General features: G+C 66.0%; 13 protein-coding genes. 8 read left to right on the forward strand and 5 right to left on the reverse strand.

The window, feature by feature from the left end; genetic code table 11:
• The first annotated feature begins 185 nt into the window (after positions 1–185).
• The 4 genes from FFS30_RS14510 to FFS30_RS14525 are packed head-to-tail and all read left to right on the forward strand — an operon-like array spanning position 186 to position 3,386.
• Entirely contained in the window at positions 186–785 is a 600-nt protein-coding gene (locus FFS30_RS14510) for a sigma-70 family RNA polymerase sigma factor (RefSeq protein WP_137913882.1), read from the forward strand.
• Positions 782–1,441 (forward strand): zf-HC2 domain-containing protein, encoded by a 660-nt coding sequence (locus FFS30_RS14515; protein WP_137913883.1) that lies wholly within the window; start codon positions 782–784, stop codon positions 1,439–1,441. Before FFS30_RS14510 ends, FFS30_RS14515 begins: the two co-directional genes overlap by 4 nt.
• Positions 1,438–2,691, forward strand: a complete 1,254-nt coding sequence (locus tag FFS30_RS14520; protein ID WP_137913884.1) for a S8 family serine peptidase — start codon at positions 1,438–1,440, stop codon at positions 2,689–2,691. The genes FFS30_RS14515 and FFS30_RS14520 overlap by 4 nt, the downstream gene beginning before the upstream one ends.
• Positions 2,688–3,386, forward strand: a complete 699-nt coding sequence (locus FFS30_RS14525) for a TorF family putative porin (RefSeq protein ID WP_171014633.1) — start codon at positions 2,688–2,690, stop codon at positions 3,384–3,386. The genes FFS30_RS14520 and FFS30_RS14525 overlap by 4 nt, the downstream gene beginning before the upstream one ends.
• A gap of 10 nt (positions 3,387–3,396) precedes the next feature.
• On the opposite strand, the gene FFS30_RS14530 is transcribed toward FFS30_RS14525, so the two are convergent.
• The 5 genes from FFS30_RS14530 to FFS30_RS14550 all read right to left on the reverse strand — a co-directional run bounded on the left by FFS30_RS14530 (position 3,397) and on the right by FFS30_RS14550 (position 8,332).
• Positions 3,397–3,867 (reverse strand): hotdog fold domain-containing protein, encoded by a 471-nt coding sequence (locus FFS30_RS14530; protein ID WP_137913886.1) that lies wholly within the window; start codon positions 3,865–3,867, stop codon positions 3,397–3,399.
• 5 nt (positions 3,868–3,872) lie between these two features.
• Positions 3,873–4,301: a PaaI family thioesterase gene (locus FFS30_RS14535; protein WP_137913887.1), complete on the reverse strand. Its 429-nt coding sequence runs from the start codon at positions 4,299–4,301 to the stop codon at positions 3,873–3,875.
• A 69-nt stretch (positions 4,302–4,370) separates the two neighbouring features.
• Positions 4,371–6,839 (reverse strand): acyl-CoA dehydrogenase, encoded by a 2,469-nt coding sequence (locus tag FFS30_RS14540; protein WP_137913888.1) that lies wholly within the window; start codon positions 6,837–6,839, stop codon positions 4,371–4,373.
• Positions 6,840–6,861: 22 nt separating this feature from the next.
• The gene (locus FFS30_RS14545; RefSeq protein WP_212742481.1) at positions 6,862–7,419 is read right to left on the reverse strand and encodes an SRPBCC family protein; all 558 of its coding nucleotides are present in this window, start codon (positions 7,417–7,419) and stop codon (positions 6,862–6,864) included.
• Positions 7,406–8,332 carry an alpha/beta hydrolase gene (locus tag FFS30_RS14550; protein WP_137913889.1) on the reverse strand — a complete coding sequence of 309 codons (927 nt, stop codon included), beginning with the start codon at positions 8,330–8,332 and terminating at the stop codon, positions 7,406–7,408. Before FFS30_RS14550 ends, FFS30_RS14545 begins: the two co-directional genes overlap by 14 nt.
• 152 nt (positions 8,333–8,484) lie before the next feature.
• Between FFS30_RS14550 and FFS30_RS14555 the strand changes: the two genes are divergently transcribed.
• The 4 genes from FFS30_RS14555 (at position 8,485) to FFS30_RS14570 (ending at position 12,504) form a co-directional block, all read left to right on the forward strand.
• Positions 8,485–9,066, forward strand: coding sequence for a TetR/AcrR family transcriptional regulator (locus FFS30_RS14555; protein ID WP_137913890.1), 582 nt, complete (start codon positions 8,485–8,487; stop codon positions 9,064–9,066).
• Between the two features lie 174 nt (positions 9,067–9,240).
• Positions 9,241–11,034: a phosphoenolpyruvate carboxykinase (GTP) gene (locus tag FFS30_RS14560; RefSeq protein ID WP_137913891.1), complete on the forward strand. Its 1,794-nt coding sequence runs from the start codon at positions 9,241–9,243 to the stop codon at positions 11,032–11,034.
• A gap of 366 nt (positions 11,035–11,400) precedes the next feature.
• Complete coding sequence (locus FFS30_RS14565; RefSeq protein ID WP_249352468.1) at positions 11,401–11,970, forward strand: sigma-70 family RNA polymerase sigma factor; 570 nt, start codon at positions 11,401–11,403, stop codon at positions 11,968–11,970.
• Between the two features lie 39 nt (positions 11,971–12,009).
• Entirely contained in the window at positions 12,010–12,504 is a 495-nt protein-coding gene (locus tag FFS30_RS14570) for a hypothetical protein (RefSeq protein ID WP_137913893.1), read from the forward strand.
• Positions 12,505–12,509: the final 5 nt, after the last annotated feature.

Below are 12,509 nucleotides of genomic sequence, written 5' to 3' on the forward strand. Positions count from 1 at the left end.
AGGGATGTCCGGACTCGGCTGGCGGCTGCCGTTTCGAGTCCCGGCTCCGATGTATTCCGCCCTGCGCGGAAAAGGTTCATCGCATCGCGCAGACGCCGTGCGCAGCGGTTTCATGGGAAGATTCGCGCAAGATTGAACCGCCCGGCCCGGTCCTGGAATACACGGGAATGGCAAGAGACGCGTCCATGTTTTCAAGGTCGGCGGAAACCGCAACGCCGCGGTCGGTGGCTTCCGCTGCGGACGATGCCGTCATGCTCGAGCGCATCGCGCGCGGCGACATGCGCGCGTTCGAGACCTTGTATCGCGCCTACTTCGCCCGACTCGCGCGCTTCATCGAGCGCACGACGCGGCGTCCCGAACTGGTCGAAGAAATTCTCAACGACACGATGTTCGTCGTGTCGACGAGCGCGCACAAATTCAATCGCACCTCGAAGGCCTCGACCTGGATTTTTGCGATCGCCTATCGCAAGTCGCTCAAGGCGCTGCGCGACGTGGACGATCCGGTCGAGGCCGACGATGCGCTCGAAGCGGTGCCCGACACCGATGCGATCGAGCCGCGGGACGAAGTGATGCGCACGCAATTGCGCCGCATCCTGACCGAGGCGGTCGATGCGCTCTCGGCGAATCACCGCGCGGTGATCGAGCTGACCTATTTTCAGGAAGCCGGTTATCGCGAAATCGCGGAGATCATGGGTTGCCCCATCGAGACCGTGAAGACCCGTATGTTTCACGCGCGGCGGCGCCTCAAGGCGCTGCTGCCCGAACGTTTGGAGGACATTCTGTGACCGCGCGCGTCGTCAATCTGGATTCCGCGCATCGCGAGGTGCGCGATCTGTTGCCCTGGTTTGTCATGGGCACGCTCGACGAGGCCGAGCAGCGCCTCGTCGACGAACACCTCAAGGCCTGCGCCGCCTGCCGCGGCGAACTCGAATGGGAACGCCAACTGCGCGAAGCGAACCGCGTGGCGCTGCCCGAGCGCGATGTCGATCGCGCGTTCGCGGCGCTGCGCGCACGCTTGCCGGCGCAGCCGCGCGAGGTGCCGCTGTTCGAACGGCTGCGCGACCTCGGCGAGCGTCTGCTGTCGCCGGCCTGGATGCGGCCAATGCTCGCGCTGCAGGCTGTCGCTATCGTCGGGCTTGCCGTCGCGCTCTGGGCGGGGCGCATGCCCGCGGCGGCGCAGGAGCATACCTATCGTGCGCTGTCGCGGCCGGCTGCCGCCGAGCCCGCGCGCGTCGTCGTCGCCTTCACTCCGCAGACCTCGCTCGGCGAAATGCGCCGCATCCTGCTCGCGAGTGATGCGCGCATCGTCGACGGACCGACCGCGGCCGACGCCTACATTCTCGCGATCGCGCCGGAACGGCTCGACGCGGCCGTGCAGCGGCTGCGCGGCGAGTCGTCGGTGTTGCTCGTGCAGCCGCTCGAGGCGAAGGCGGCACAGTGAGAGCGTCGATCGCCGCGTTGGTGCTGTTTCTGTTTGCACTGTTCGGTGCCGCGGCGGCATCCGCCGAAGTGCCACCGAGCAGCACGGCAGCGCGCGAAATCCTGGTGATGCTGCGCCTGCCGCCGCCGCACTACCGGCCCGGCGCGAACTACGGCGGCAGCTATACGGACAGCGCCGGCAGCGCGGCGCGCCGACGCATTGCCGAAAGCCTCGCGCGCGAGCAGGGTTTGGAAGTTCTGTCGGGCTGGCCGATGCCGGCGATCGGGGTCGACTGCTATGTCCTGCGCGTGCCGCCCGGCGCGAACCTCGACGATGTCGTGCGCCGTCTCTCGCAGGACCGCCGCGCCGAATGGGCGCAGCCGATGAATCTGTTCCGCGCGCGCGCCGCGGAAGGCAACACGGCGGCGAAGGCATCGCTGTACTCGCTGCAGCCAAGCGCAAGGCTGTGGCGGCTCGACGAGATGCATCGGGTCAGCACCGGGCGCGGCGTGCGTGTCGCCGTGATCGACAGCGGCGCCGATGCCGAGCATCCCGATCTGATCGGACGTATCGAAGTCGAGCGTAACTTCGTCGATACGCGCGAGCATACGGCCGAAGCGCACGGCACTGCGGTCGCCGGCATTATCGGTGCGCGCGGCGCCGATGCCGGCGTAGTCGGCATTGCGCCGGCATCGCGGCTGCTCGCGCTGCGTGCATGCTGGGAAGAAGCGGCCGCCACGCTGTGCAGCAGCTTCACCCTTGCGCAGGCGTTGCAGTTTGCGATCGGCGAGGATGCGCAGGTGATCAACTTAAGTCTGTCTGGCCCCGACGACCCGCTGCTCGCGCGTCTGATCGATGCGGCGATCGAGCGCGGTGCAAGCGTAGTTGGCGCGGTCGATGCGGATGCGATTAACGGGGGCTTTCCCGCTTCGCACCGCGGCGTGCTCGCGGTGTCGGATCGCGCCGGCGCCGCGTCGGCTTCGATTCTCTATGTGCCCGGCGCCGACGTGCCGGCGCCCGCGCCGGGCGGGCGTTGGAACTTCGTCACCGGCGCGTCGTTCGCCGCGGCGCAGATCGCCGGTGTCATCGCCCTCGTGCGCGAGGTGTCGCCTGCGCCGGCCATGCGACAATCGGCGGCATGGGTGCGATTTCCGCCAAGCTCTCCCGACGGTGCGGCCGGCTACGTCGATGCGTGCGCGACTTTGCAGCGCTCCGTGCCGTCACTGAATTGTGCATCGGCCCGCGCAGGGACGGCGCGCGTGTCGCGTTGAGCGGCGGCGCCGGCCGCGCGCGCCGAACTCTCGCGGTCTGTTGCGTATTCGTTGCCGGCGTTGCGCGCGCGCAGTTCGCCGCACAGGTCGGCGTTGCCAGCGACTATATCTACCGCGGCGTGTCGCTCAACGACGGCCGGCCGACGCCGACCGCATCGGCAAGTTACGACGCCCCAGCAGGCTGGTTCGTCGGCGGCCAGGTCGCCGAAACGCGGTTCTACGGCGGCCACGGGTCCGAACCGCTCTGGGTTGCCGACGCGGGCTACGCGCATGCACTGACTTCGCGCTTGAGTTGGGAAGTCGGTGCGACGTATTCGATCTTCACCCACTTCGCCTATTGGAACTACGCGGAGACGTTCGCCGGCATTTCGGCGCAAAACTGGAACCTGCGTCTGTACTACGCGCCGAATTATTTCGGCAGGCAGCGGCGCTCGACTTATCTCGAATTCAATCTGACTCATCCGCTCGGCGAACACCTGCGCTTGATCGGCCATCTCGGTGCGCAGCACAGTGAACCGGCGCGCGGCGGCAGCGACGATCTCGTTTTCGATGCGAGCCTCGGTGCCGGCGCCAAGTTCGAGCGCTTCGATCTGCAGTTGCTGTGGATCGCCGCGAGCCATGCCAATTCCGTCTATCCCGTGCCCTCGTCGGACGGGCGGCGGCATTGGCTGCTCAGCGCGGCCTGCGCGTTCTAAGCCGGCGCAGCTATTCGCCGCGGCGCGGCGAAATCCACATCGAGATGTCGGCGTCGAAGACCACGTCGCCTGTGCCGTCGCGAACCTCGACGATGGCATGTGCTTCCTGTGCCGGCGCGTCGGCGGCGGGAACATCGACGCGCGCCGTCGCGATCAACGTGCCCTTGGCTTTCTTCAGATAGCGCACGCTCATGCCTTTCGGAATCCAGCGCTGGTTCGGCGCGATGCTCACGTCGGTGGCGAGTCCGCCGGCGAGTTCGGCAGCGTTGCACATGGCGATCGCGTGCACCGTGCCGATGTGGTTGCGCACCTTGCGCCGGTCGCGCAGGGTGACGACGCAGCGGCCCGGCGCGAGGTCTTCGATCAGCGGCGAGATCGAGGCGAAGTAGGGCGCCTTCATGCAGATGAGGCGCGTGAAAGTCCAGCGTCCGGCCGCGGTGCGGCCGAGCAGACGGAAAAGTCGCAGCGACTGTGCGGCCATGGTGGTCAGGTGCCCTCGTCGGCGGCAGCGCGGGCGAGTTTGGCGATCGTGCCTTGCGCGACGGCGCACAGGGTTTCGCCGCCGGCATGCACCGCGTAGACATCGCAGCGGCACACGGCCTGGGTTTTTCCCGCGTTGACGAGCACGGCGCGCGCGAGCAGAAAATCGCCCTGCGCCGGCTTCAGATAATTGATCTTGAACTCGGCGGTGACGACTTCGACGCCGAGCCCGATCGCGCCCGCATAGGTGAGCGCGTTGTCGGCGGCATAAGCGAGCACGCCGCCGTGGACGAAGCCGAACTGCTGCTTGAGTTCGTCGCGAATAGGAATTTTCAGCACCGCGCCTTGCGCAGAAAACTCGACGAGTTCGGTGCCGAGCAGCTTGCTGAAAGGCTGCTGCGCAAGCACTTTCTGACCGATGGAGAACAAGTCCATGACGTCACGAGCCGAGTTGAGTGCACTTGCCTCGTCCCCGCGTTCGCGGGGACGAGGGCGGAGAGAATCTTAGGCGACGCTGCGCAGCGCAGGCTGCTTGCTGCGCTTGACCGCCGCCTGCAGCTCGGCCGGATCGAAGTCGTCGACGCCGATGAATTCGAGCGTCGCGGTGCGCACGCGTTCGAGCAGCTTGCGCTCGTCGGCGGTGATCGCGCCGATCTGCTCGGCTTCGGCGAGCTGAGACGCGGCATCGAGGCTCTTGAGCGCGCCTGACTTCTGCGCCTTGGCGAACTTGCGCTCGACCGGCTCGGCGGCGATGACGTCGGGCAGCAGCTCGTTCATGCGGCCGATGACGTTGTTCGCGCTCGGCGTCAGATAGGTCCACTCGGCGAGGCGGTCGCGCGCTTCGTTCGGCGTCATCAGCAACGCGGCGACGCGGTGGCCGAGGCGGTCCGATGGCGGCACTTCGCGGCGGCCGAACGGGAACACGAGTGCGTAGAGCAGCCACGCGGCCGGACGGATCGGGAAGTTGCGCAGCACGCCGTCGAGCGCGTTCTGCATGCGGTAGGCGCAGTCGTGGAATGCCCAGGCGAGCAGCGGCTGGTCGGCGACCGGACGGCCCTGGTCTTCGTAGCGCTTGAGCATGGCACTGGCGATATAGAGGTTCGAGAGCACGTCGCCGAGGCGCGCGGAGAGCTTCTCCTTGAACTTGAGCTTGCCGCCGAGCAGAAGCATCGAGGTGTCGGCGAGCAGGGCGAGGTTGGCCGCATAGCGATTGAGCTTGCGGTAATAGCGCTTGGTGTACTTGTCGCCCGGCACGCTGCCGATCTTGGCGAAGGTCAGGCCGAGCACGAGGCTGCGCACCGCGTTGGAGACGGCGAAGCCCATGTGCGCGAACAGTTCCTTGTCGAACGCGCGCAGGCGTGTGCCGTACTCGGGAATCTGCGCGGCCTGCATTTCCTTGAGCACGTGCGGATGGCAGCGGATCGCGCCTTGGCCGAAGATCATCAGGCTGCGCGTCATGATGTTCGCGCCTTCGACGGTGATCGCGATCGGCGAAGTCTGCCAGGCGCGGCCGGCGTAGTTGTTCGGGCCGAGCTGCACGCCCTTGCCGCCGTGCACGTCCATGATGTCCTTAGCGACTTCGCGGCCGAGCTCGGTCGCGTGGTATTTCGCGATCGCCGAAGGCACCGCCGGCTTCTCGCCGCGGTCGACCGCGGCGGCCGTCGCTTTCGACAGCGCGCTGATCGCATAAGTGTGGCCGCCGATGCGCGCGAGCGCTTCCTCGACGCCCTCGAAGCGGCCGATCGCCATGCCGAACTGCTTGCGGATGCGCGAATAAGCGCCGCTCGCGATCGCGCCGGCCTTAACGCCGCCCGATGCGTTCGACGGCAAGGTGATGGCGCGGCCGACAGACAGGCATTCGACCAGCATGCGCCAGCCCTGGCCGGCCATGTCGGCGCCGCCGATCAACTGCGACATCGGGATGAAGATGTCCTTGCCGTGCAGCGGGCCGTTCTGGAACGCGGCGTTGAGCGGGAAGTGGCGGCGGCCGATTTCGAGGCCCTTGGTTTCGCGCGGAATCAGCGCGAGGGTGATGCCGATGTGTTCCTTGTCGCCGAGCAGATGGTCGGGGTCGTGCATCTGGAAGGCGAGGCCGATCAGGGTCGCGATCGGCGCGAGTGTGATGTAGCGCTTGTCGAAGGTCAGTCGTACGCCGAGCACCTTCGCGCCCTGCCATTCACCTTCGCAGACGATGCCGTAGTCGGGGATCGAGGTCGCATCAGAGCCCGCGGTCGGGCCGGTCAGGGCGAAGCACGGTACTTCGCGGCCGTCGGCGAGACGCGGCAGATAGTAATCGCGCTGTTCCTGCGTGCCGTAGTGCAGCAGCAGTTCGCCCGGGCCGAGCGAGTTCGGCACGCCGACCGTCGACGACAGCGAGCCCGATACCGACATGAGCTTCTGCAGCACGGCCGACTGCGCCAGCGCGGAGAATTCGAGGCCGCCGTACTGCTTCGGAATGATCATGCCGAAGAATTTCTTCTTCTTGACGAAGTCCCAGATCTCCGGCGTCAGGTCGGAAAGTTCATGCGTGATCTGCCAGTCGTCGGTCATGCGGCAGAGTTCTTCGACCGGGCCGTCGAGAAAGGCCTGTTCTTCGATCGACAGTTCGGGCTTCGGCTGTTGCAGCAGCTTCGACCAGTCGGGCTTGCCGCTGAACAGTTCGCCTTCGAAGCCGACCGTGCCCGCTTCGAGCGCGGTGCGCTCGGTGTCGGAAATCTGCGGGGTGATTTTCTGGTAGATGCCGAGCAACGGCGCAGTGATCTTCTTGCGCCGGAAGTCGTCGAAGTTGAGCGGCACGCTGGCGAGGCCGAAGACGAGCGCGGTCAGCGCGATCGCAAACCAGTGGCTGCCGGCGACGATGCCGACGACGAAGATCGCGGCGAAACTGGCGATCGTCCAGGTACGCAAATTGCTGCGGAAATACGCGCAGGCCATCGAGGCGACGATGGCGGCGAGGAGGGGATACCAGTTCATGACGAGGGACTCCTGCTACGGATCAGGTGTCGTTCGCCGAGACGGCGAGCGAGGCGGGTGAAAGCGGACGAGGTGAGGTCTGGCGGTGCGCATCGGCACCGGCGATCAGGTGGCGCAGAAGCTTCACCCAGGGCGACCAGGGGCGAATCCGCGGCGTCATGCCGACTTCGGTCTCGGCGCGCGCGAGGCCGTCTTCGACGAGGGCGTCGTGCAGCGGTCGGAAAATCAACGGCCAGGTGAGGCGCGCCCAGCCGGACGTGCGCATTTCGAGCACGTGGCGCAGCAACACGCTGTGATCGTTGATTCGGCGAAGCTCGAAGCGGTGATCTCCATCGAAACCGAGCGGCGTGGTGAAACGGAAAAGGACGATGCCGGATTCGCGCGAGTACGCGTCGACGACGTAGCGGATCGGTCCGTGACCGCCGCTCGCGCCGACGCCGAGCGCGCGGTCGAGCTTCATGCGCGGCCAGTTTTCGACCGGCCAGAGCCGATCGTTGGCCGAGGCAAGCGAAGCGATCAGGTCCCAGACTTGGGCCGGGGTTGCACGCAGACTGCGCTCATGGAGGTTATGCACGCGCATCGGCGGTGCCTTCGTCGCGCAGCGTGTCGAGAAAATCGAGCACCGCCTGCGCGAACGCATCGTTCGCATCGCCGGCGACCATATGCGTAGCCTGGTCGACGCGCACGTGCTGCGCATGCGGAACGTGGCTGAGGAATTCGTCTATCGTCTTGGCGGAGACGATGTCGCTGCGCCCGCCGCTGATCAGCAGGATCGGCACGCGAATCCCGCTGGCCGCGATCAGCAGATCGTGCTGCAAGCGCTCGGTGTCGCGCGTGACGAAATCGAGCATGCGCGAATCCCAGTGCCAGCGCAGGCGGCCGTCCTCGCCCTTGACGAGCAACTGGCGCAGGCTGGCTTCGGATTTGCGTTCGGTGCGATGCGGCAGGTAGCGCGCGATTTCGTCGGCGGCTTCGTCGTAGGACGCGAAGCCGTCGGGATGCGCACGCATGAAAGTGAGGATGCGTTCGACGCCGGCGGGCTCCCAGCGCGGCGTGATGTCGACGAGCACGAGCGCGCGGAACAGCGGAGCGTTCAGCGCTTCGGCGGCGAGTCCGATCAGCCCACCCATCGAGGCACCGACCAGAACAGGGCTCGCGGCATGCGTGGCGCCCTCGCCCGCATAGCGCGCGAGGCGCACGAGGTCGTCGATGTACTGCTCGTAATCGTAGTCGCCGTGCGTGCGCCGGCTGCTGTCGCCGTGGCCGCGCGCATCGGCGGTTACGCCGTGCCAGCCGTAGCGCGCGAGCGTCGAGGCGGTTCCGTCCCAGGCGCGACGTGTCTGGCCGAAGCCGTGAGCGAAGACGATGGCGGGATCGCGCTCGTCGCCGAAATGCTCGATCGCTAGCTCGACGCCGTCGCGCGCAGTCAACTTTGTCGCGCGCTGCGGGACTGGCGCGGGCGAGGTGGGCAGCGTGGCGGCGGTTGTCACCATACGCAGCAGTATGTGGTCGGGTTTCGGAGTTGTCAATACGCTAGCGTATTGTGAGAAAAAGAGCCAGAAAACAGTTGCTTGTAAACGTTTACCGCTGCAATGCAGCAAAAAAAACTCTTACGCGATCCGCCGGCAGTCGTTACCATGCCCGCATGCTTCAAGCCGCCGCCGAGAAAGTCGAACGTTCGCGTCTGTCCGCTGCCGATTGGGAAGCCGGCGCGCTCGATCTGATCGCCGAACAGGGTGTGCCCGCCCTCGCGGTGGAACCGCTGGCGCGCCGGCTCAACGTGACCAAGGGCAGTTTCTACTGGCATTTCGCCACGCGCGAAGCCTTGCTCAAGGCGGCGTTGCAGAACTGGGAGGCGCACGACGGTGTCGCCTTCGACGAAGTGGCCGCGATCGCCGATCCGCGCGAGCGTCTGCGCGAACTGTTCCGCCGCACCGGCCGTGAGGCGCGCACCCACGTCGTCTATTCCGCCTTGCTGCGCGCGCTCGATCATCCGATTGTGCAGCCGGTGATGGAACGCGTCTCGCAGCGGCGCCTCGACTTCCTGCGCGAGGCCTATCGCCAGGTCGGCATGTCGCACGCGAATGCGCTGCATCGTGCCCACCTGACCTACACGGCCTACGTGGGTTTCCTGCAATTGGTACTGCAACTGGGCCTGCCGAGGCTCGATCATGCCGAACTGGAAGAGTACGTCGAACATGTGATGTCGACCCTCATTCCCGAGTGATGGTTCAGTCCTTGCCTCGCGCGAGCGGCGGGGGCAGGGATTCCAAGGCGCGGCCGCCGATGACGAAGGCGCAATCCGGCGCCCGGCGCGACCTTCCCTTCGCGGGAAGAAAAGCTGAATAAATATACAAATACTATTTTTTACTTTTTGGCCTCTGGCCACGTTGGAGAACAAATGAGCAAACTCGAAGCACTCGACCGCTGGGTCGGGGAAGTCGCGGCGTTGACGCAGCCCGACAAAATCCACTGGTGCGACGGCAGCGAGGCGGAAAACGCCACGCTGGTCGAACTGATGCAGCAGCGCGGCGATCTGATCGCGCTGAATCAGGACACCCATCCCGGCTGTTATCTGCACCGCTCCGATCCGTCCGACGTCGCGCGCGTCGAGCACCTCACCTTCGTCTGCACCGATAACCGCGACGACGCGGGACCGAACAATCACTGGATGGCACCCGCGGAGGCGCATGCGAAAATCGATGCGCTGTTCGCCGGCTGCATGAAGGGCCGCACGCTCTACGTGATCCCGTATTGCATGGGGCCGATCGATTCGCCGATTTCGCGCTGCGGCGTCGAGATCACCGATTCGCCCTACGTCGTCGCCAATATGCGCATCATGACGCGCATGGGCGCCGCGGCCTTGGCGCGCATCGAGAAGGAAGGTGCGTTCGTGAAGGGGCTGCATTCGACCGGCGAGCTCGATCCGGAGAAGCGTTTCATCATGCACTTCCCGGCTGAGCTGACGATTAAGTCGATCGGCTCCGGTTACGGCGGCAATGCGCTGCTCGGCAAGAAGTGCCACGCGCTGCGCATCGCCTCGGCGCAGGCGCGCAGCGAGGGCTGGCTGGCCGAACATATGCTGATCGTCGGCGTGGAGAATCCGAAGGGCGAGACACACTACATCGCCGCGGCGTTTCCGTCGGCCTGCGGCAAGACCAATCTGGCCATGCTGATTCCGCCCGAGAGCTACCGCGAAGCCGGCTGGAAAGTGTGGACCGTCGGCGACGACATCTGCTGGATGAAACCCGGCGCCGATGGCCGCCTCTGGGCGATCAATCCCGAGGCGGGCTTCTTCGGCGTTGCGCCCGGCACGAGCGCGGCGACCAATCCGAACGCGCTCGCGATGCTCGATCGCGACACGATCTTCACCAACGTCGCCGTCGACGCGAACAATGATCCGTGGTGGGAAGGCCTGCCCGGCGTGCCGGCGAAAGACTGGCAGGGTCGCGAAGTGACGATTGCGAACGGCAAGCCCGCGGGCGGCCAGGCGGCACATCCCAACTCGCGCTTCACGGTGTCGGCGAAGCAGTGCGCAAGCTACTCGGCGCACGCCGAAGACGCGCAGGGCGTGCCGATCTCGGCAATCGTGTTCGGCGGCCGCCGCGAGCATCTGCTGCCGCTCGTGTTCGAGGCGCGTGACTGGACCCACGGCGTGCTCGCCGGTGCGGCGATGGGCTCGGAAACCACGGCCGCAGCGACCGGCGCGGTCGGCGTGTTGCGCCGCGACTCGATGGCGATGAAGCCGTTCTGCGGCTATAACTTCGCCGACTACTTCAGTCACTGGCTTTCGTTCGACCGGCCCGGCGCCAAGTTACCGAAGATTTTCCACGTCAACTGGTTCCGTAAAGGCGACGACGGCAAGTTCCTCTGGCCGGGCTTCGGCGACAATATGCGCGTACTCGAATGGATCCTCGGCCGCTGCGCCGGCAGTGAGGACGCGCTGGAAACGCCGATCGGCAATCTGCCGCACGCGGAAGACCTCAACCTCGCCGGGCTCGATCTGTCGCGCGCCAAGCTCGACGAGCTGCTCGACGTCGATTTCGACAGTTGGCAGGCCGAATACGAGAACATCGGCGAATATCTCGCCTCGTTTGGCGCGCGCATGCCGGCCGCGCTGCTGCGCGAGCATCGGCGCATCAGTGCAGTGCTTGCCGCCGCGCAGACCGAGACGCAGGCGGTGGGTACGCCGTAGCGCGGTTTGGCTTCGAGTGACTGCTCCCGCACAAAGGCGGGAACACGCTTCGAGCGTTCGTTTCGCGGTGGACCTTGATTCGCCGGTTTTCCGCTCGCATTTTTGCGAGCGGATGTTTTCTTCTTCACGCCATAAAGCCATCCGAAGCCTCGGGAACGGACGTCTTGCCCGCACGGCAAGGCGGCCCATCTGCGCTTGGCCGCGATCTGTGGGCAATCAAATGCCGGACACGATGGACAGGATTTCGATCCGCCCATCTGCCGCGAAGGCGAAACCGTCGACGGGCCAGCTTTTTTGCTGTCCGGACATAAACCATACTTGTACCCCGCGCATCCAATCTTACAAATGGACGGCGCCGTCTTGAGCATGAAGGTAATACCCTTGAAATCCGGTGTGCAGGATCAACCGGATCGCAGCGACGATCACGCACTTGTGCGCGCTTCGCTCGCCGGCGATACGCGTGCATTCGAACGACTGTACCGTGCCCATGTGGGCCGTGTGCACGGGGCGATCCTGCGCCTTGTCGGCATGGACCGTGCGCGTGCCGAGGAGTTGACCCAGGAGGCGTTTATCCAGGCCTGGCGCAAGCTGTCGAGTTTCCGCTTCGACGCGGCATTTTCGACCTGGTTGTACCGCCTCGGCGTGAATACCGCGTTGATGGATCTGCGCGGCAAGCGCGACGAAGTGAATGCGGACGATGCGACATTGGAATTGGCGGCAGGCGGCGAAGTGCCGTTCTGCGCCGGCGAGCGCGGCGATCTGGAGCGCGCCGTGTCGAAGCTGCCGCCGCGTGCGCGCGCCGTGCTCGTGCTGCACGACGTGGAAGGCTGGAAGCATGAGGAAATCGCCGCCGAGCTCGGCATGGCGGTGGGATCGTCGAAGGCGCAGTTGCATCGCGCCCGAGGCTTGTTGCGGACTACACTTGAAGCGGCTTGAGTTTGGGCCCGTGCCGTGAAACGGGCAGCGAGGTGAAAGATGGACAATGAATTCCAGTGGCGTAACCAGATGCGCAAGCTCAACGAAGCCGTCGAGCCCGCGCGCGACCTGTGGCCCGACATCGCCTCGCGCCTCGCCCAACCCGTGGCTGCGCCACGGCGACGCGAATGGCGGCGGCCTGTATTCGCCGTGGCGGCGAGTCTCCTCGTCGCGGTCGGCGCAGGACTCACGGCCTATCGGCTGAACCGCCCGGCGCTGGTGCCGGTGCAGGAGTACGTCGCCACCACCAAGCCTGTCACGACGCCGGGGAATGATGCGGGCGCGGATGCCGAAACTTCCGCCCTGACCCCGCTCGACTGGGCCGTGCCGGCCGATCCGAAGCTCGCCGCCGCGGCGCAGGATCTCGACAAGGCCAGCGCCGATCTGCAGGCGGCGCTCGAAGCGCGCCCGGATGCGGTGTTCCTGGTCAGCATGCTCAACCGCACCAACGCGCAGCGCATGCGTCTGATGCGTCAGTCGGGGATCTCGGGATGAGCAGT

The organism is Rudaea sp. 3F27F6, from assembly GCF_005503555.1.
Taxonomy (GTDB): Bacteria; Pseudomonadota; Gammaproteobacteria; order Xanthomonadales; family Rhodanobacteraceae; genus Rudaea.

Bases quoted from the DNA above. Each gene is read 5' to 3' on its own strand.
- FFS30_RS14510 (WP_137913882.1), top strand. From the start codon at position 186: ATGTTTTCAAGGTCGGCGGAAACCGCAACGCCGCGGTCGGTGGCTTCC.
- FFS30_RS14530 (WP_137913886.1), bottom strand. From the start codon at position 3,867: ATGGCCGCACAGTCGCTGCGACTTTTCCGTCTGCTCGGCCGCACCGCG.
- FFS30_RS14535 (WP_137913887.1), bottom strand. From the start codon at position 4,301: ATGGACTTGTTCTCCATCGGTCAGAAAGTGCTTGCGCAGCAGCCTTTC.
- FFS30_RS14540 (WP_137913888.1), bottom strand. From the start codon at position 6,839: ATGAACTGGTATCCCCTCCTCGCCGCCATCGTCGCCTCGATGGCCTGC.
- FFS30_RS14545 (WP_212742481.1), bottom strand. From the start codon at position 7,419: ATGCGCGTGCATAACCTCCATGAGCGCAGTCTGCGTGCAACCCCGGCC.
- FFS30_RS14550 (WP_137913889.1), bottom strand. From the start codon at position 8,332: ATGGTGACAACCGCCGCCACGCTGCCCACCTCGCCCGCGCCAGTCCCG.
- FFS30_RS14555 (WP_137913890.1), top strand. From the start codon at position 8,485: ATGCTTCAAGCCGCCGCCGAGAAAGTCGAACGTTCGCGTCTGTCCGCT.
- FFS30_RS14560 (WP_137913891.1), top strand. From the start codon at position 9,241: ATGAGCAAACTCGAAGCACTCGACCGCTGGGTCGGGGAAGTCGCGGCG.
- FFS30_RS14565 (WP_249352468.1), top strand. From the start codon at position 11,401: ATGAAGGTAATACCCTTGAAATCCGGTGTGCAGGATCAACCGGATCGC.
- FFS30_RS14570 (WP_137913893.1), top strand. From the start codon at position 12,010: ATGGACAATGAATTCCAGTGGCGTAACCAGATGCGCAAGCTCAACGAA.